Annotated in this window: 17 protein-coding genes; 11 read left to right on the forward strand and 6 right to left on the reverse strand. The window is 62.7% G+C overall.

The window, feature by feature from the left end; all coding sequences use genetic code 11:
• Positions 1-377: 377 nt before the first annotated feature.
• Together rhtA and AC19YX_RS23675 are read left to right on the forward strand one after the other, a co-directional pair.
• Positions 378-1,265: a threonine/homoserine exporter RhtA gene (gene rhtA, locus AC19YX_RS23670; protein WP_500607179.1), complete on the forward strand. Its 888-nt coding sequence runs from the start codon at positions 378-380 to the stop codon at positions 1,263-1,265.
• 179 nt (positions 1,266-1,444) lie between these two features.
• Positions 1,445-1,726, forward strand: a complete 282-nt coding sequence (locus tag AC19YX_RS23675; RefSeq protein WP_020297800.1) for a hypothetical protein — start codon at positions 1,445-1,447, stop codon at positions 1,724-1,726.
• A gap of 11 nt (positions 1,727-1,737) precedes the next feature.
• Here AC19YX_RS23675 and AC19YX_RS23680 read toward each other — a convergent pair whose 3' ends face one another.
• The gene (locus tag AC19YX_RS23680) at positions 1,738-2,301 is read right to left on the reverse strand and encodes a TetR/AcrR family transcriptional regulator (protein WP_500607180.1); all 564 of its coding nucleotides are present in this window, start codon (positions 2,299-2,301) and stop codon (positions 1,738-1,740) included.
• 93 nt (positions 2,302-2,394) lie between these two features.
• Between AC19YX_RS23680 and AC19YX_RS23685 the strand changes: the two genes are divergently transcribed.
• Together AC19YX_RS23685 and AC19YX_RS23690 are read left to right on the forward strand one after the other, a co-directional pair.
• Positions 2,395-3,135, forward strand: a complete 741-nt coding sequence (locus AC19YX_RS23685) for an SDR family oxidoreductase (RefSeq protein WP_500607181.1) — start codon at positions 2,395-2,397, stop codon at positions 3,133-3,135.
• Positions 3,136-3,171: 36 nt separating this feature from the next.
• On the forward strand, positions 3,172-3,762 hold the full coding sequence (locus AC19YX_RS23690) for a 2-hydroxychromene-2-carboxylate isomerase (RefSeq protein WP_078470589.1): 591 nt from the start codon (positions 3,172-3,174) through the stop codon (positions 3,760-3,762).
• A 50-nt stretch (positions 3,763-3,812) separates the two neighbouring features.
• On the opposite strand, the gene AC19YX_RS23695 is transcribed toward AC19YX_RS23690, so the two are convergent.
• The 4 genes from AC19YX_RS23695 to AC19YX_RS23710 form a co-directional block, all read right to left on the reverse strand.
• Positions 3,813-5,621, reverse strand: a complete 1,809-nt coding sequence (locus tag AC19YX_RS23695) for an aminopeptidase P family protein (protein WP_500607182.1) — start codon at positions 5,619-5,621, stop codon at positions 3,813-3,815.
• Between the two features lie 58 nt (positions 5,622-5,679).
• A complete protein-coding gene (locus AC19YX_RS23700; RefSeq protein ID WP_421548338.1) occupies positions 5,680-6,849 on the reverse strand; it encodes a cysteine desulfurase family protein in 1,170 nt (389 codons plus the stop codon).
• Between the two features lie 209 nt (positions 6,850-7,058).
• The gene (locus AC19YX_RS23705; RefSeq protein WP_020297806.1) at positions 7,059-7,673 is read right to left on the reverse strand and encodes a LysE family translocator; all 615 of its coding nucleotides are present in this window, start codon (positions 7,671-7,673) and stop codon (positions 7,059-7,061) included.
• A gap of 101 nt (positions 7,674-7,774) precedes the next feature.
• The gene (locus AC19YX_RS23710; protein ID WP_421548339.1) at positions 7,775-8,044 is read right to left on the reverse strand and encodes a hypothetical protein; all 270 of its coding nucleotides are present in this window, start codon (positions 8,042-8,044) and stop codon (positions 7,775-7,777) included.
• Positions 8,045-8,442: 398 nt separating this feature from the next.
• Here AC19YX_RS23710 and msuE point away from each other — a divergent pair, with 398 nt between their 5' ends.
• The 4 genes from msuE to AC19YX_RS23730 all read left to right on the forward strand — a co-directional run bounded on the left by msuE (position 8,443) and on the right by AC19YX_RS23730 (position 12,605).
• Complete coding sequence (gene msuE, locus AC19YX_RS23715; RefSeq protein ID WP_020297809.1) at positions 8,443-9,006, forward strand: FMN reductase; 564 nt, start codon at positions 8,443-8,445, stop codon at positions 9,004-9,006.
• 9 nt (positions 9,007-9,015) lie between these two features.
• Positions 9,016-10,161 carry an FMNH2-dependent alkanesulfonate monooxygenase gene (ssuD, locus tag AC19YX_RS23720; protein WP_201131851.1) on the forward strand — a complete coding sequence of 382 codons (1,146 nt, stop codon included), beginning with the start codon at positions 9,016-9,018 and terminating at the stop codon, positions 10,159-10,161.
• Between the two features lie 102 nt (positions 10,162-10,263).
• The gene (locus AC19YX_RS23725) at positions 10,264-11,481 is read left to right on the forward strand and encodes an acyl-CoA dehydrogenase family protein (RefSeq protein ID WP_177326786.1); all 1,218 of its coding nucleotides are present in this window, start codon (positions 10,264-10,266) and stop codon (positions 11,479-11,481) included.
• A gap of 23 nt (positions 11,482-11,504) precedes the next feature.
• Positions 11,505-12,605 carry a sigma-54 interaction domain-containing protein gene (locus tag AC19YX_RS23730; protein ID WP_078470595.1) on the forward strand — a complete coding sequence of 367 codons (1,101 nt, stop codon included), beginning with the start codon at positions 11,505-11,507 and terminating at the stop codon, positions 12,603-12,605.
• Between the two features lie 2 nt (positions 12,606-12,607).
• Here AC19YX_RS23730 and AC19YX_RS23735 read toward each other — a convergent pair whose 3' ends face one another.
• Entirely contained in the window at positions 12,608-13,003 is a 396-nt protein-coding gene (locus tag AC19YX_RS23735) for an antibiotic biosynthesis monooxygenase family protein (RefSeq protein WP_421548341.1), read from the reverse strand.
• Positions 13,004-13,112: 109 nt separating this feature from the next.
• On the opposite strand from AC19YX_RS23735, the gene soxR reads away from it, so the two are divergent.
• The 3 genes from soxR to AC19YX_RS23750 all read left to right on the forward strand — a co-directional run bounded on the left by soxR (position 13,113) and on the right by AC19YX_RS23750 (position 16,167).
• Positions 13,113-13,562 (forward strand): redox-sensitive transcriptional activator SoxR, encoded by a 450-nt coding sequence (gene soxR / locus AC19YX_RS23740; RefSeq protein ID WP_421548342.1) that lies wholly within the window; start codon positions 13,113-13,115, stop codon positions 13,560-13,562.
• Positions 13,563-13,645: 83 nt separating this feature from the next.
• Entirely contained in the window at positions 13,646-15,526 is a 1,881-nt protein-coding gene (locus AC19YX_RS23745; RefSeq protein WP_102047905.1) for an AAA family ATPase, read from the forward strand.
• Positions 15,523-16,167, forward strand: a complete 645-nt coding sequence (locus AC19YX_RS23750; protein WP_201131854.1) for a 4Fe-4S cluster-binding domain-containing protein — start codon at positions 15,523-15,525, stop codon at positions 16,165-16,167. The genes AC19YX_RS23745 and AC19YX_RS23750 overlap by 4 nt, the downstream gene beginning before the upstream one ends.
• Positions 16,168-16,180 lie beyond the last annotated feature (13 nt).

A 16,180-nucleotide genomic window follows, 5' to 3' on the forward strand; every position in this document is an offset into this window, starting at 1 on the left:
ACAGCGTTACTCGCCGTTGTCAACACCTTCTTTTCACCGCTTTCGACCGAGAAGATCGAACCGCTAATAGAGCCAAACAACACTGCTCTATCAACTCCTTCTGGGCTTCGATGATCTGAAGCAGCTCACTGTCGAAAACCGCGTAACTCTTTGTTTACGAAGGAGTTTTCCGTTTCGACTGCGCCGGAAGTGGGGCGAATTATAGACTTCCAGAATCTGCCGTCAACCCCTAATTTGTATTTACTTTCAATAACCTGGAAATACCCGCCAATCGCCCTTCTATATAGAAGAAGGAAACACCTTGAGCAATATATTGCGCAACCCGGACGACTTGAGCATGATGTGCTCCCGCCTGACTAGTTCGGATACATCCAGAAATGAACGATCAACCCCGCAGCCTCGGTGCAACCCTGTTCCCGGTTGGCCTGCTTCTAATCGCCATGGCTTCGATCCAATCCGGCGCCTCCCTGGCCAAGAGCATGTTTCCCGTGGTTGGAGCCCAGGGCACCACCACCCTGCGGCTGATTTTCGCCAGCGTGATCATGTTGCTGCTCCTGCGCCCCTGGCGCGCCAAGCTCACCGCAAAGTCATTGCGCACGGTGCTGGTGTATGGCGTGGCGCTGGGCGGCATGAACCTCCTCTTCTATATGTCCCTCAGAAGCGTGCCTCTGGGTATTGCCGTGGCCCTGGAGTTCACCGGCCCGCTGGCGGTGGCTATTTATGCTTCACGGCGTGCAGTCGACTTCTTGTGGATAGGCCTGGCGATCATCGGGCTACTGCTGCTGGTGCCCATTGGCGAGACCAGTGCCAGCATCGATCTGGTCGGCGCAGCCTATGCCCTGGGCGCAGGCGTGTGCTGGGCGCTCTATATATTGTTCGGGCAAAAGGCCGGGGCCGATAACGGCATTCAGACAGCAGCCCTCGGCGTAATGATCGCCGCCGTGGTGGTGGCCCCGGTCGGCATTGTCCATGCGGGCGCGGCTTTGCTGACACCAGCCCTGATCCCGGTTGCCCTCTGCGTGGCAATCTTGTCCACCGCCCTGCCCTACACCCTGGAGATGGTCGCCCTGACCCGACTGCCCGCCCGCACCTTCGGCACGTTAATGAGCATCGAACCAGCCTTCGGCGCCTTGTCCGGCTTGCTGTTCCTGCATGAATACCTGTCCCTGGCGCAATGGCTCGCGATCGCCTGCATTATCCTGGCCTCGGTCGGAGCGACCATGACCATGCGCAGCGAATCCAAACCCATGGTCGCAGCGGATTGATTCTATCTGCGATCTAGCTCTGGTATTTAGCGCTCAATTAAGCGATGTTTAGCCGGCTAATGGAGCGTCAACCACGGACTTTTCGGACAGGGATATCGCAAACGCTAAAGCAGCGGTCAATGCAGGCTCACTGCAGTCACACTCGAGCACCAGACTCGAGGCCGGCATTAAGGACGGGAATGAAACGATTTTTGATACTGTTGGCTGTACTTGCTATTGCAGGCTGCGCCGCGACCGCGAAGACCGAGGTCAAGCGTGGCAAAAAGGGGCTGCATATCAACTGTTCAGGGCTGTCCTCTTCCTGGGACAAATGCTACACCCGCGCTACCGACTCCTGCGGCCCCAAAGGCTATAGGGTGATCGCCAAGTCGGGTGACGGTACGGAAGAACCCGGCGACTACCCGTTCGGGCTGAACCCTGCCGGCTACACCAGCCGCAGCATGATCGTCATCTGCAAGTAAGCGCACGCGCCTCAGGTGGGTTCGCTTAGCTGGCTGACGATCCGGTCATGGTTCGACTTCAGCACCTGGCGCTGCATGTCCGGGCTGACCAGCATTCTCGCCACTACCAGTGCCCCCACGCACTGCGACAGGATCGACCAGGCCAGGGCTTCATCGCCCAGGGTCTGGGCCCAGCATTGTTGCAAACGGCAAATCCAGTCCTGCGCCTGCTGACGTATCTCCACCGATGCCCGGGAAATTTCCGCACCCAATGTCGGTAACGCGCACCCAGCCTCCGGTTGTTCGACATGACTCATGCTCAGGTATTGCTTGAGGCAACGGCGCAACCTGGCCTGACTTTGCTCGCCCTCCCCACCCAGCCGCTCGAGGCTATGGCTCAGTTCACGCTCGACGATCGTGGCGAACAGTTCGTCCTTGGACGAGAAGTGGCTATAGAAAGCACCGCCACTCAGTCCGATAGCCTTCATCAACCCATCCACACCAACACTGGAAAAGCCTTCCTTCTTGGCCGACACCGCGCTGCTTTGCAGCAGCCGCTCCCGGGTTTCCTGCTTGTGACTGGCTGAATAGCGCATGGTCTGCCTCGCTGATTTCTCGTCTTGACGCGTCGCGAATCGTAGCATAACGTTCGTTTAGTTAACGATCGTTTACTAATGAGTGATCCCACCATGACTGCAATCATTGATAACAAGAAAGTCGTATTGGTCGTTGGGGCTGGCGATGCCACCGGCGGCGCCATCGCCAGGCGCTTCGCCGCAGAAGGGTACGCCGCCTGTGTCACACGACGCAGCGCCGACAAACTGCAGCCGCTGGTCGAGTCCATCCAGCAAGCAGGCGGCGAGGCCCATGGGTTCGCTTGCGATGCACGCAAGGAAGAAGACGTGGTCGCGTTGATCGAGCACATCGAAACCCAGGTCGGCCCGATCGAGGCTTTCGTCTTCAATATCGGCGCCAATGTGCCGTGCAGCATCCTTGAAGAGACGGCACGCAAGTACTTCAAGATCTGGGAAATGGCCTGTTTCTCCGGCTTCCTCAATGGACGGGAAGTCGCCAAGCGCATGGTCACCCGCCAGCGAGGGACCATCCTGTTCACCGGCGCCACTGCCGGCCTAAGGGGCGCCGCCGGTTTCGCCGCGTTCGCCGGAGCCAAGCACGGTATTCGCGCGCTGGCACAAAGCATGGCGCGGGAGCTGGGCCCGTTGAATATCCACGTCGCGCACGTAGTGGTCGACGGCGCCATCGATACCGACTTTATTCGCAGCAACTTCCCGGAAAAATACGCGCTCAAGGATCAGGACGGCATCCTCAATCCCGAGCACATCGCCGACAACTACTGGTACCTGCACAGCCAGCCCCGGGACGCCTGGACCTTCGAGCTCGACCTGCGGCCGTGGAACGAGCGCTGGTAACCCCCCCTCAATAACAACAATCAGGGAGTACCCTCCATGAGCAAAAGCGTCGAGTTCTTCTTCGACCTGGGCAGCCCCACGTCTTACCTGGCCTACACCCAGTTGCCCAAGATCTGCGCCGAAACCGGCAGCCAGCTGATTTACCAACCGATGTTGCTCGGAGGCGTGTTCAAGACCACCGGCAATGCCTCACCCGTGACCATTCCCGCCAAAGGTCGCTACATGCTGCAAGACCTTGCACGCTACGCCAGACGCTACCAGGTGACGCTCAACTTCAACCCGCACTTCCCGATCAACACCCTGCAACTGATGCGCGCAGTGACCGGCGTCCAATTGCGCCACCCTGAACGCTTCGGGCAGTTTGTCGATTGCCTGTTCCGCGCGCTGTGGGTCGACCAACTGAACCTCAATGATCCGGCAGTGGTAGCTGCCACCCTGAGCCAGGGCGGCTTCGACCCTCGGGAAATTCTCGCGCTGTGCGAGGATGAAGAGGTCAAGACGGCCCTCAAGGACAAAACCGAGCACGCCCTGCAGCGCGGCGTATTCGGGGCGCCGAGCATGTTTGTCGATAATCAGCTGTTCTTCGGCCAGGATCGTCTGGACTTCGTGCGCGAAGCCCTGAGCTGATCTCCCCACGCCCTGCGCCGCCTGCCAGGGGCAGACGGCGCAATCGGCAATCAGATCGCCGCGGTGCGGGTCTCCAGCCAGGCCAGTGCCGCGCCTTGCAGCAACGGGCTCAGACGCTGGCGAACTTCGGCGTGGTAGGCGTTGAGCCAATCACGCTCGTCCTGGGTCAACAACGAAGGTTGCAGGCAACGGGTGTCGATCGGGCACAGGGTCAGGGTTTCAAACCTTAAGAACTCTCCGAACTCGGTACTGCCTGCTTCACGATTCAACACCAGGTTTTCGATACGCACGCCCCAGCGGCCGGGCCGATAGGTGCCCGGTTCGATGGACGTGATCATCCCCGGCTGCATCGCCGTGTGCGGTGCCGGCACGGCCTGGTAGGCAATGACCTGCGGGCCCTCATGGACGTTGAGGAAGTAGCCCACGCCGTGGCCGGTGCCATGACCGTAGTCCACGCCTTCAGCCCAGATCGGCGCACGGGCGATGGCGTCCAGCAAGGGCGAGAGAATGCCCCGGGGAAACTGCGCCCGGGACAGCGCGATAACGCCCTTGAGCACCCGGGTGCAATCAGCTTTCTGCTCGGCGCTCGGGGTGCCGATCGGCACCATGCGCGTGATATCGGTGGTGCCGCCCAGGTATTGGCCACCGGAGTCGATCAACAACAGCCCATCACCCTCGATCAGCGCGTGTTCCTCGGGCGTGGCGTGGTAATGGGGCATCGCGCCGTTGGCGTTGAATGCGGCGATGGTGTTGAAGCTCAGCGAAACATAACCCGGGCGCCGGGTACGGGCTGCGGTGAGGTGTTCGTCGATGGTCAGTTCGGTGATGCGCTCCTGGCCCAGGGCACTGTCGAGCCAGGCGAAGAACTCGCAGAGCGCGGCACCGTCCTGTTCCATGGCCTGGCGAATATGTTCGGCGTCGGCCAGGCTCTTTTGCGACTTGGCCAGGGTCGTCGGGTTCAGGCCTTCGATCAGGGTCACCGCGCCGTCCAGGTTGCCCAACAAACCGGCGGTCACCCGCGCCGGGTCGATCTGCACACTGGCCCCCGCAGGCACCGCGCTCAAGGCGGCGGCCACTTCGCTGTAATCGCGCAGGTTCACACCGTCCCGCTCAAGTACCGCGCGCAGTGCCGGGTCGACCTTGCCCAGGGCCACAAACAAGGTGGCCTGCTCTTGGCTGATCAGGGCAAAGGAGACAAACACCGGGTTGAACGACACATCGGCGCCGCGCAGGTTGAACAGCCAGGCGATGTCATCGAGGGTGGCAATGAAGTGCCAGTCCGCCCCACGCGCCTTCAGGGTTTCCCGCAACTTGGCCAGCTTTTCGACGCGGCTGACCGTGGCTTCGGGTGGCAAGTGTTGATAGATCGGCTGATTCGGCAAGGCCGGGCGATCGCTCCAGACCTGCTCCAGCAGGTCGATATCGGTGCGCAAACGGGCGCCTCGTTGCTCCAGCTTGTCACCCAGAGTGCGAGCCGACGCCACGGCCATCACCGCGCCGTCCACCGCCACCACCGCGCCTTCGGGTGTGTGCTCGGCCAGCCAGTCCAGGGGCCCGGGTTGCCCCGGCAGCAACTTGACCAGTTCGATACCACTGCCTTTGAGTTCCTTGGTCGCCTGTTCCCAATACCGGCTATCCGCCCAGACTCCGGCGAAGTCCGCCGTCACGATCAGGGTCCCGACCGAGCCATGAAACCCCGACAACCATTGCCGGCCCTGCCAGTAGCCCGGCAGGTATTCCGACAGGTGCGGGTCGGCCGATGGCACCAGCAATCCGTGGATACCCTCGCGGCGCATCAGTTCGCGGGTGCGCGCCAGGCGCTGGGGAACCGTTCCATGGGTCAAAGCCTGCGTACTCATTGTCTCTCCTGCTAACCGTTTGGATCATTGTTATAGAAGGTTGAAGCCCGCGCCCTCTTCAGGGTTGGGCCACCGCCCAGAACGCAGGCGCACTGGCCACGGCGGCCTTGATCAACTGTGCGGCCTGATCGATGTCTTGCTCAGTGGTGAAACGCCCCAGGCTCAGGCGGATGGTGCGGCCGGCGGACCGTGCGTCATGCCCCAGTGCCAGCAGCACATGGGACGGCGCATTGCTCGCCGAATTGCAGGCCGAGGTCGCGGAAAACGCCATGGACGCGCTCAAGGCTGCGCCATCGAACGCACCTTCATTAAAGGTCAGGCTCAGGGTATGGGGAATCCGCTGCGTGGCGCTGCCATTGAGCCGCAAGCCTGGAATATCGGCCAGTTGTTCGAGCAGGCGCGCGCGCAGATCGGCGATGGTCGCGGCTTCCTGCTCAAAGTGTTCGGCAGCCAGGGCAAAGGCGGCGCCCATCGCGGCAATCTGGTGGGTGGCCAGGGTGCCGGAACGCAAGCCGCCCTCGTGGCCGCCGCCGTGAATCTGCGCCTGCAAACGCTGTTGCGCGCGCGGGCCGACATACAGCGCGCCGATGCCCTTGGGCCCGTAGATCTTGTGTGCGGAAAACGACATCAGGTCCACCGGCCATTGCGCCAGATCGATGGCCACCTTGCCCGCGCCCTGCGCCGCGTCCACATGCAGCAACGCACCGCGCTCCCGCACCACCTGACCGATGGCAGGAATGTCGTTGACCGTGCCCAGCTCGTTGTTGACCAGCATCAGCGACACCAGAAAGGTGTCGTCACGCAGCGCCTCGCTCACGGCCTGGGCGCTGATCAGCCCTTCGGCATCCGGCACCAGGTACGTCACGGCAATGCCGGCTTCCTGCAGTTGTTTAGCGGTATCGAGAATCGCCTTGTGTTCGATCTGACTGGTGATGATGTGCCCGCCGGGCACCCCGCGTGCCTGGGCCACCCCCTTGAGCGCCAGGTTGTTGGACTCGGTGGCGCCGGAGGTCCAGACGATCTGCTCGGCGCTTGCACCCACCAGTTGCGCGACCTGCTGGCGCGCCAGTTCGACACTGCGTCGTGCCTGTTGGCCGAACGCGTGGGAGCTGGACGCCGGATTGCCGAAGTTGCCGGCAAACCCCAGACACTCCACCAGCACCTGGATGACTCGCTCATCCACCGGCGTGGTGGCGGCGTAGTCGAAATAAAGAGGACGTTTATTCATGGCAAAAAACCCACAGAGACTATTCCAGGATCAGGCCGCGGGGCGTCCTGTTGCCGCTCACAGCGCAGGCTCGAAGGCCATGCGACAACGGCAGGACAGCCCGGCAACAGCCGATCGAATGCAGTTAAAGAAAAACAACTTCGTTTAAAAGTGCGTAGGAACGCTCCTGAAATCAGCTTAACAGGCTACTGGCGCCGGGTTGAAGCGGTTCAGCCAAAGCTTTCGAGCAGCAACGGGTACAGGGAAATCACCAGCAGGGCCGCCATGCCCAGATTGAACAGCCGCAGCCAGCGCGGGTTACGCAGCACATTGCGCAACAGGCTGCCGCAGGCCGCCCACAGGCTGACGGTCGGTGCATTGATCAAGGCGAATACCGCCGAGATCACCAGCACATTGGTGAAATAGCCCTGCAAGGGGGTGTAGGTGCTGATGGCACCGACGGCCATCACCCAGGCCTTGGGGTTGACCCATTGAAACGCCGCGGCGCCCCAGTAACTGATGGGTTTGCCCTGGCCTTGCTCGGTCTCGGACATTGGCCCGGAACGGGCGATCTTCCACGCCAGGTACAACAAATAGGCCGCGCCGACATAACGCAACACGCTGTACAGCACCGGGTACGCCTCGAACACCGCGCCCAGCCCCAGGCCGACCGCTAATACGAGCACGAAGAAGCCGCAGCTGATGCCGAGAATATGGGGGATCGAACGGTTGAAACCGAAGTTGACCCCTGACGCCAGGAGCATGGTGTTGTTCGGTCCGGGGGTGATGGAGGTGACCAGCGCAAACAAGGCAAACGCCAGCAGCAGGTCCGGGGAGAGAGTCATGGGGCAAGTCCTTGGGGCAGGTCAGTCAGGCATTGACCTTATTCGAGCCCAGGCGCGAAACCCACGGACAGTTGGAGAAAACTTCGAGCAGTACAGACGCCTCAGCTGGCCCGCCCGTGCAGGTTGAGCCCACGCTCGGCGCTCATCTCACCCTGCTTGTCAAAACCCGGGACCTTTTGCGGCAGGCCCAGCAACTGGGCTTTTTTCTGCTGGTACTCATCGAACGACAAGCCGCGACGGCTCAGCGCCTCCAGGGCCAGTTCCCGGCTTTCTTCAGCCGTGTAGGGCCGCAATTCGGGGGTGGAAGGGCTGGCGCAACCGGCAAGAACGGTGGCGGCGAGCAACAGTAAAAGGGCGGGAAGACGGTTCATGGCGGGTTCCTGGAAATCGGGTTGCGGACAATGAACACAGGCTACTCCCGCCTCTCGGGAGAGAAAAATCAACGGCCTCGATAGTCGCTATCGACTGTTTGTGTACCCGTTATTGGCGGTCCTTATATTTCTTAACGATCTATAAATATGGAAATACGCTCTTTTGAGGAATAACAACAAGGCTTTATAACTGGCCATCCGTTGCACGGCTGTTGCCTGAGCAACTGTTTGTCAGGCAACAGCCAATCAACAAAAGCAGACCCAGGCAACAGCACCCGACACCCTCCCATTGGGCTACAAGCCCCGTAATACGTGGGCTGCGGTCGTTGGTACAGCTCTTGCTCAGGCTCTGGGACTTCTCACTGCTCCTTGAGCCACTGTTTAAAAAGGAACTGATCATGTCGCGTCCATTGAAAGTCGTTGCCCTTTCCGGCGGTACCTGGCGTCCCTCGCGCACCCTGGTGCTGACCCAGGCCCTGCTCGCCGAACTGGCCGAACAGTTGCCGATCGACAGCAAGCTGATCGAACTGGGCGACATTGCCCGGCCCCTGGGCGCCGCGCTGTCGCGTCAGGAGCTGCCGGCCGAGATCGAGGCCGAGCTGCAAGCCATCGAAAGCGCCGACCTGTTGATCGTCGCCGCCCCGGTGTATCGCGGCTCCTACCCGGGCCTGCTCAAGCACCTGTTCGACCTGATCGACCTCAATGCGCTGATCGACACCCCGGTGCTGCTGGCCGCCACCGGTGGCAGCGAGCGGCATGCCCTGGTGCTGGATCACCAGTTGCGCCCGCTGTTCAGTTTCTTCCAGGCCCTGACGCTGCCGATCGGGGTCTATGCCACTGAAGCCGACTTCGCCAATTACCAAATAACCAGTGAGCCCTTGAAGGCCCGCATTCGCCTTGCTGCAGAACGCGCCGCTCCCCTGTTCGGCGCCCATCCGAAAAATCTGCTGAAAATCGCTTAAGGACCTGTCATGGATGTTTTCTGGTTTCTTCCGACCCACGGCGACGGCCATTACCTGGGCACCACCCAGGGCGCGCGCCCGGTCACCCTCAATTACCTGAAACAAGTGGCCCAGGCCGCCGACAGCCTCGGCTACCACGGTGTGTTGATCCCCACCGGCCGCTCTTGCGAAGACTCCTGGGTCATCGCCTCGGCCCTGGTGCCCCTGACCGAACGCCTGCGCTACCTGGTGGCGATCCGCCCGGGGATCATTTCGCCCACGGTCTCGGCACGCATGGCCGCCACCCTGGATCGGCTGTCCAACGGCCGTTTGCTGATCAACGTGGTCACCGGCGGCGACCCCGATGAAAACCGTGGCGACGGGATCTTCCTCGACCACAGCGAACGCTACGAAGTGACCGACGAGTTCCTCAAGATCTGGCGTCGCGTGCTGCAAGGCGAAGCCGTGGATTTCGAAGGCAAGCACTTGCAGGTGCAAAACGCCAAGGCCCTGTACCCACCGGTGCAGAAGCCCTATCCCCCGCTGTACTTCGGCGGCTCCTCCGACGCGGCCCATGACCTGGCGGCCGAACAGGTGGACGTGTACCTGACCTGGGGCGAGCCACCGGCCGCCGTGGCGGAAAAACTCGCCGACGTCCGCGAGCGCGCCGCACGCCATGGCCGAACCGTGAAATTCGGCATCCGCCTGCACGTGATCGTGCGTGAAACCGAAGAGGACGCCTGGAAAGCCGCCGCCAAGCTCATCGAGCACATCAGCGACGAAACCATCGCCGCCGCGCAGAAATCCTTTTCCCGCTTCGACTCCGAAGGCCAGCGCCGCATGGCCGCGCTGCACGACGGGCGCCGCGACAACCTGGAAATCGCCCCCAACCTCTGGGCCGGGGTCGGCCTGGTCCGTGGTGGCGCCGGCACCGCGCTGGTGGGCAACCCCGAGCAGGTGGCGGCACGCATCAAGGAATACGCGGACCTGGGCATCGAGAGCTTTATCTTCTCTGGCTACCCGCATCTGGAAGAGGCCTACCGCTTCGCCGAACTGGTGTTCCCGCTGCTGCCGGAACCCTACGCCAGCCTTGCCGGCCGTGGCGTCACCAACCTCACCGGGCCGTTTGGCGAAATGATCGCCAACGATGTCCTCCCCGCACACGCCAAGGCCTGATTGCTCGCAAACCTGTGTCGCGCGGTGGTCGTGCAAAGCCGATGGGCGGTGCTTCATGGCCGGCCCATTGGATGGGAGTACGACTGCTGCGCAGGGTTTGCGATGACCACGCTTCTCCACGAGGAACACCGCGTGACTGCCAAGCCGCAAAGCGCCCTGTTGTCCCCCCTGCAGACCGCCCGCCAACTGGCCGCCGAGTTTGCCCTGACCGCCGTCGAACGCGATGAGCGTGGCGGCACCCCCAAGGCCCAGCGCGATGCCCTGCGCCAGAGCGGGCTGCTGGCCCTGAGTATCCCCACCCAGTACGGCGGCCTCGGCGCCAGCTGGAGCGACACCCTGAACATCGTCCGCGAGTTCGCCAAGGTCGACAGTTCCATCGCCCACGTCTTCGGCTTTCATCACTTGATGCTGGCCACCGTGCGCCTGTTTGCCCGCCCCGAGCAGTGGCAACCCTGGTTCGAACAGACCGCGCGCAAAAACTGGTTCTGGGGCAATGCCCTCAACCCCCTGGACACCCGCACCGTGGTCAAGAACCTTGGCGGCTGGCGCGAGTTTTCCGGCAAGAAGAGCTTCTGCTCCGGCGCCAGCGATTCGGAAATGCTTATCGCCTCGGCGGTCGATGAAAGCGCCGGCGGCAAGCTGCTGATTGCCGCCATCCCCAGCGGCCGCAGCGGCATCACCCTGCATAACGACTGGAACAACATGGGCCAGCGCCAGACCGACAGCGGCAGCGCCAGCTTCGAACGGGTGCGGGTCGAAGAATCGGAGCTGCTGCTCGACCCGGGTCCGCTGAGCACGCCGTTCGCCTGCCTGCGGCCGCTGATCGCTCAATTGACCTTTACCCATATGTTCCTCGGCATTGCCGAAGGCGCGTTCGAAGAAGCCCGGCAATACACCCTGACCGAAACCCGGCCCTGGCATAAATCCAGCGCCCAGGACGTACGCCAGGACCCTTACGTGCTCAGCCACTACGGCGAGTTCTGGGTTGCCCTGGAAGGCGTGCGCCTGCTGGTGGAACGCGCCGCCGACCTGCTGGACAAGGCCTGGGCCCGGGGTCCGGCCCTGAGCGCCGAAGAACGCGGGCACCTGGCCACCGCCATTGCTACCGCCAAGGTCGCCGCCAGCCGCAACGGGCTTGAGCTGTGCAGCAAGTTGTTCGAAGTCACCGGCGCCCGCTCCACCCATGCCTCGCTGCGCCTGGACCGGCATTGGCGCAACCTGCGCACCCAGACCCTGCACGACCCGCTGGACTACAAACTCCATGAGCTGGGCGACTGGGCACTGAACCAGTCCCTGCCGACACCGACTTTCTATTCATAGCCTTCTGTTCCCGGAGCGTGTCCATGCAGCTTTTGACCTTACCGCCCTCGCCCGCGCTGGCCACCTCGATCCGGGCCACCGCCCAGGTCTTCGAGGACCCGAAATCCCGGGCCCTGCTCGCCCACTTGCAACAGGTCGCGCCGAGCGAAGCCAGCGTCCTGATCATCGGCGAGACCGGTACCGGCAAAGAGCTGGTGGCGCGACATATCCACAACCTCAGCGCGCGTCGCAACCGGCCGTTCGTGGCGGTCAACTGCGGCGCGTTCTCCGAATCCCTGGTGGAGGCCGAACTGTTCGGCCATGAAAAAGGCGCGTTCACCGGCGCCCTGAGTGCCAAGGCCGGCTGGTTCGAGGAGGCCAACGGCGGCACCCTGTTCCTGGATGAGATCGGCGACTTGCCGATGGCGATCCAGGTCAAGTTGCTGCGGGTGCTGCAAGAGCGCGAAGTGGTGCGCCTGGGCTCGCGCAAAAGCATCCCGATCGATGTGCGGGTGCTGGCGGCGACCAACGTGCAACTGGAAAAAGCCATCAACGCCGGGCATTTTCGCGAGGACCTGTACTACCGCCTGGACGTGGTCAGTCTTGAACTGAGCCCATTGCGCGAGCGCCCCGGCGATATCCTGCCGCTGACCCGGCACTTTATCGATGCCTACAGCCAGCGCCTGGGTTACGGCAGCGTGTCCCTGAGCAGCGAAGCCGAAGCCAAGCTCAAGAGCTACAGCTGGCCGGGCAATATCCGCGAGCTGGAAAACGTGATTCACCACACCCTGCTGATCTGCCGCAACGGGGTGATCGAGCGCGACGACCTGCGCCTGTCGAACATGCGCATCGAGCGCCAGGACGACGGCCACGGCACCCAGGACGACTCGGCCCAGGCCCTGCTCGAGCGGGCCTTCCATAAACTGTTTGAAGAACAGGCCGGGGCTTTGCACGAGAAAGTCGAAGACGCCCTGCTGCGCGCGGCCTATCGCTTCAGCCATTACAACCAGGTGCACACCGCCAACCTGCTGGGCCTGAGCCGCAACGTCACCCGCACCCGCCTGATCAAGATCGGCGAGCTGGCCGTCAACAAAAGGCGGCCGGTCGAAGGCCCCAGCGAACGCACCCTGCAACTGTCGATATAACGTCAGTTGACCCGTTGCGGGGCCGGCGTTTGCGGCTCGACCAACAGACAATGCAGGGCGTTGTCCGGGCTGCGCTCGATGCTGCGCAGCACCTGGAACGAACCAAAGGTCACCGTCCTGGCCTGATAGGCGTGAATCAGCTGCCAGAAGTCCTGCTCGCCGTTTTCAAAACTGCGAAAGGCCGCCTCCCCGGCTTCCCGTGATTGCCATTGCAGGTAGTTGAGGACCCGCCGCCCGTCGTCGCTGGCCTGCACGCTGGCACTCAAGAACCCCTCATGATCCTGGGCCAGACGCTCGGTCTGTACCGACAGTGCGGCCACCAGCCCCGGCTGCTGGTGGGGTTCGATTTCGAATTCGATCAATTGCGTGAAGCTGCGGTTTTTTTCGGGCAGGTGCATGGCCAATCCCCACGGACAAGTGAAAACAGAAATCTTGCGATTCGAAGGTGCGCAGGGTAAAACCTCTAGTTAACTAGAGGTCAAGTCACTTTTTTATCCGGGGCCGTCCATGATCTGCAGCGACAACATCCACAAGGAACTGACCGTCGGCCAACTCTCGGAGCGCAGCGGCGTGGCAGTCACCGCCCTGCACTTCTACGAATCCAAGGGCCTGATCAAAAGCAATCGCAATGCAGGCAACCAGCGCCGCTACCACCGCGAGGTGCTGCGCCGGGTGGCATTGATCAAGATCGCCCAGCGCCTGGGCATCCCGCTGGCCACCATCGGCGAAGCCTTGCAGGCGTTGCCCGATGGCCGGGCGCCCACGGCAGCGGACTGGAAAAATCTTTCCGCCCAGTGGCGCAATGACCTCGACGAGCGCATCAGCAAACTGATCTGGCTGCGCGACCAGCTCAATGGCTGCATTGGCTGTGGCTGCCTGTCCATGGAAGCCTGCCCGCTGCGCAATTTTGGTGACGTGCTGGGCGAGCGCGGACCGGGGGCGCACCTCCAGGATTAAGCGGGGCTGGTGGCCGAGAAGGTTAAGAAATCTGCCGAGTACGTAGGAACAGGCCGTAGGCCGTCGTCAGTAAAATCGACCCTATGCTAATGTCCGCAACTGCCTCCTACATTGAGCACCCTTCCATGCCACGGATTGCCTCCTTCGAAAAGCCGCGCTGGCTGCGCGACCTGCTGCGTTTCCTGCCCCTTAAAAGTCAGTTCGTGCTGTCTGGCAATGTCCGCGACCTGCAGGCCAGCGAAGTCGCGCCCGGGGTCATCACGCCCCAGACCTTCAACCTCAACCTGCGCGACGAACTGCTGGCGGCCGGCTACAGCCAAGTCATCAGTTGGGACCCGTTGGCCGGGTTTCGTGTGTTGCAGCCACCCGGGGCCGATCCGGCCATTGCCGACACCCTGCTGCGCGAACTGGGCCTGACCCCGGTGGAAGGCGCCGCGCCAGCCGGCACCGACCTGCTCAGCGCCACCTTGCAGCGCCTGGTCAATCGCCCCGGCGAGCCCCTGGCGCTGATTGTCGATTTTGCCTCGCGCCTGGTCATTCGCAACGACGCCCTGACCCCGGCCGAACACCAACTCTTCACCCAGGCCCTGGTGCTGTCCCACCAGGCCCGGGGCCGCCCGGCCGGCGAGCAGCGCAAACCGTTCTTCAACAGCATTCTCTGGGTGGTGGAAAAAGAAGGCGACCTGCCGGACTGGATGCTGATCGACAACCCTCGCCTGCGCCATATCCCGGTGTCCAAACCCGACCAGCAAGCGCGCCTGGCCCTGGCCCCGGCCTTGCTGCGCGGCCTAGCCGGCGGCCAGGAAGCCAGCGAGGAAACCCAGCACAAAGCCGCCCGCGACTTTGCCGAAAACACCGAAGGCCTGCTGCTCCTCGACCTGAATGCCATCGCCCAACTGGCCCGGGTCGAAGGCCTGGCCCTGGAGCGCATCGGCGATGCGGTGCGGCGCTACAAGGTCGGGGTTACCGAAGACCCGTGGCTGAAGATCGACCGCCAGCGGATTCGCCAGGCCGACGACTTCATCCGCCAGCGGGTCAAGGGCCAGAGCCATGCCGTGACCCACATGCTGGATATCGTCAAGCGCGCCATGACCGGCGTTGGCGCCAGCCGCAAGGGCAATCGACCCCGGGGCGTGGCCTTTCTCGCCGGCCCCACCGGGGTGGGCAAGACCGAACTGGCGAAGACCGTGACCAGCCTGCTGTTTGGTGATGAAAGCGCGTACATCCGCTTCGATATGTCGGAATTCAGCGCCGAACATGCCGACCAGCGCCTGGTGGGCGCGCCCCCGGGTTATGTCGGTTATGACGTCGGTGGCGAACTGACCAATGCCATCCGCGAAAAACCCTTCAGCGTGGTGCTGTTCGATGAAATCGAGAAAGCCCACCCGCGCATCCTCGACAAGTTTCTGCAAATCCTCGACGACGGTGTGCTCACCTCGGGCCGGGGCGACCGGGTGTACTTTTCCGAGGCGCTGATTGTCTTCACCTCCAACCTCGGCATCTACCGCCAGGGCGAGAACGGCGAGCGGGTGGCCAACGTACTGCCGGGGGAAACCTTCCCGGTGGTCCAGGGCAAGGTCCTGGGGGAAATCGAGCGTTACTTCAAACTGGTGCTCAACCGTCCGGAGATCCTCAACCGCATCGGCGAGAACATCATCGTCTTCGATTTCATCCGTGAGGACGTGGCCGGCGAGATCTTTCACCAGATGGTCGGCAATACCCTGGCCGACCTCACGGCCCAGGCGCTGCATATCGAACTGGACGCCGGCTCCCTGCAAAGCCTGCGCGACTTGTGCCTGCATGACCTGTCCAACGGCGGCCGGGGCATTCGCAACCAGCTCGAGGCGCACCTGCTCAACCCGCTGGCCCGGGCTCTGTTCGACCAGGATGCGCAACCCGGCGAGCACTTCCAGATCAGCCAACTGAACGCCGAAGGCCTGCTGCTGGAACGCCGTACCCTGTGAATATCAGCCTGTCGCGGGTGCATTTCCCGGTCACCACCCTGGGGCCGGGTCGGCGCCTGGGCATCTGGTTCCAGGGCTGCAGCATCCGCTGCGACGGCTGTATCTCCGCCGACACCTGGGGCCCCGGCAAACGGCCGCTGGCCCTGGCGCAACTGCTGGACGATATCCAGCCGTGGCTGGCCGAGGCCGAGGGCATCACCCTCTCCGGCGGCGAGCCGTTCGACCAGCCCGACGCCCTGCTGGCCCTGCTCGGTGCGCTGCGCCAGCGCACCCGGGTCGATATCCTGGTGTACAGCGGCCACCCGCTGGAAACCCTGCAACCGTTGCTGCAACGCGCCGAGGGTTTGCTCGATGCACTGATATGCGACCCGTTCGAGCAACAACAGGCGCAAACGCGGGTCTTACGCGGCAGCGATAACCAACGCCTGATTTTTTTCACCGAGCTGGGTCGGCAACGCCTGGGTGCCTACGAGCGCCCATTGCAGGCGGACGACCGGGCTCTGGACCTTATGTTCGATGACGATGGCAGCATCTGGATGGCCGGCATCCCTCGCCGTGACGACTTGTTGCAACTGCGCGACCTGTTGCACGAGCAGGGTCACCAACTCCAGATCAGCGCCCATACCTCACGCCGCCGTTAACCGGAATTGCCAC

This window comes from Pseudomonas sp. MF09150 (assembly GCF_059862355.1).

Coding starts and splice junctions, on each gene's coding strand:
- AC19YX_RS23745 (WP_102047905.1), top strand. CDS start 13,646: ATGCTAATGTCCGCAACTGCCTCCTACATTGAGCACCCTTCCATGCCA.
- AC19YX_RS23710 (WP_421548339.1), bottom strand. CDS start 8,044: ATGAACCGTCTTCCCGCCCTTTTACTGTTGCTCGCCGCCACCGTTCTT.
- ssuD (WP_201131851.1), top strand. CDS start 9,016: ATGGATGTTTTCTGGTTTCTTCCGACCCACGGCGACGGCCATTACCTG.
- AC19YX_RS23725 (WP_177326786.1), top strand. CDS start 10,264: ATGACCACGCTTCTCCACGAGGAACACCGCGTGACTGCCAAGCCGCAA.
- AC19YX_RS23685 (WP_500607181.1), top strand. CDS start 2,395: ATGACTGCAATCATTGATAACAAGAAAGTCGTATTGGTCGTTGGGGCT.
- AC19YX_RS23735 (WP_421548341.1), bottom strand. CDS start 13,003: ATGCACCTGCCCGAAAAAAACCGCAGCTTCACGCAATTGATCGAATTC.
- AC19YX_RS23730 (WP_078470595.1), top strand. CDS start 11,505: ATGCAGCTTTTGACCTTACCGCCCTCGCCCGCGCTGGCCACCTCGATC.
- AC19YX_RS23700 (WP_421548338.1), bottom strand. CDS start 6,849: ATGAATAAACGTCCTCTTTATTTCGACTACGCCGCCACCACGCCGGTG.
- soxR (WP_421548342.1), top strand. CDS start 13,113: ATGATCTGCAGCGACAACATCCACAAGGAACTGACCGTCGGCCAACTC.
- msuE (WP_020297809.1), top strand. CDS start 8,443: ATGTCGCGTCCATTGAAAGTCGTTGCCCTTTCCGGCGGTACCTGGCGT.
- AC19YX_RS23680 (WP_500607180.1), bottom strand. CDS start 2,301: ATGCGCTATTCAGCCAGTCACAAGCAGGAAACCCGGGAGCGGCTGCTG.
- AC19YX_RS23690 (WP_078470589.1), top strand. CDS start 3,172: ATGAGCAAAAGCGTCGAGTTCTTCTTCGACCTGGGCAGCCCCACGTCT.
- AC19YX_RS23695 (WP_500607182.1), bottom strand. CDS start 5,621: ATGAGTACGCAGGCTTTGACCCATGGAACGGTTCCCCAGCGCCTGGCG.
- rhtA (WP_500607179.1), top strand. CDS start 378: ATGAACGATCAACCCCGCAGCCTCGGTGCAACCCTGTTCCCGGTTGGC.
- AC19YX_RS23705 (WP_020297806.1), bottom strand. CDS start 7,673: ATGACTCTCTCCCCGGACCTGCTGCTGGCGTTTGCCTTGTTTGCGCTG.
- AC19YX_RS23675 (WP_020297800.1), top strand. CDS start 1,445: ATGAAACGATTTTTGATACTGTTGGCTGTACTTGCTATTGCAGGCTGC.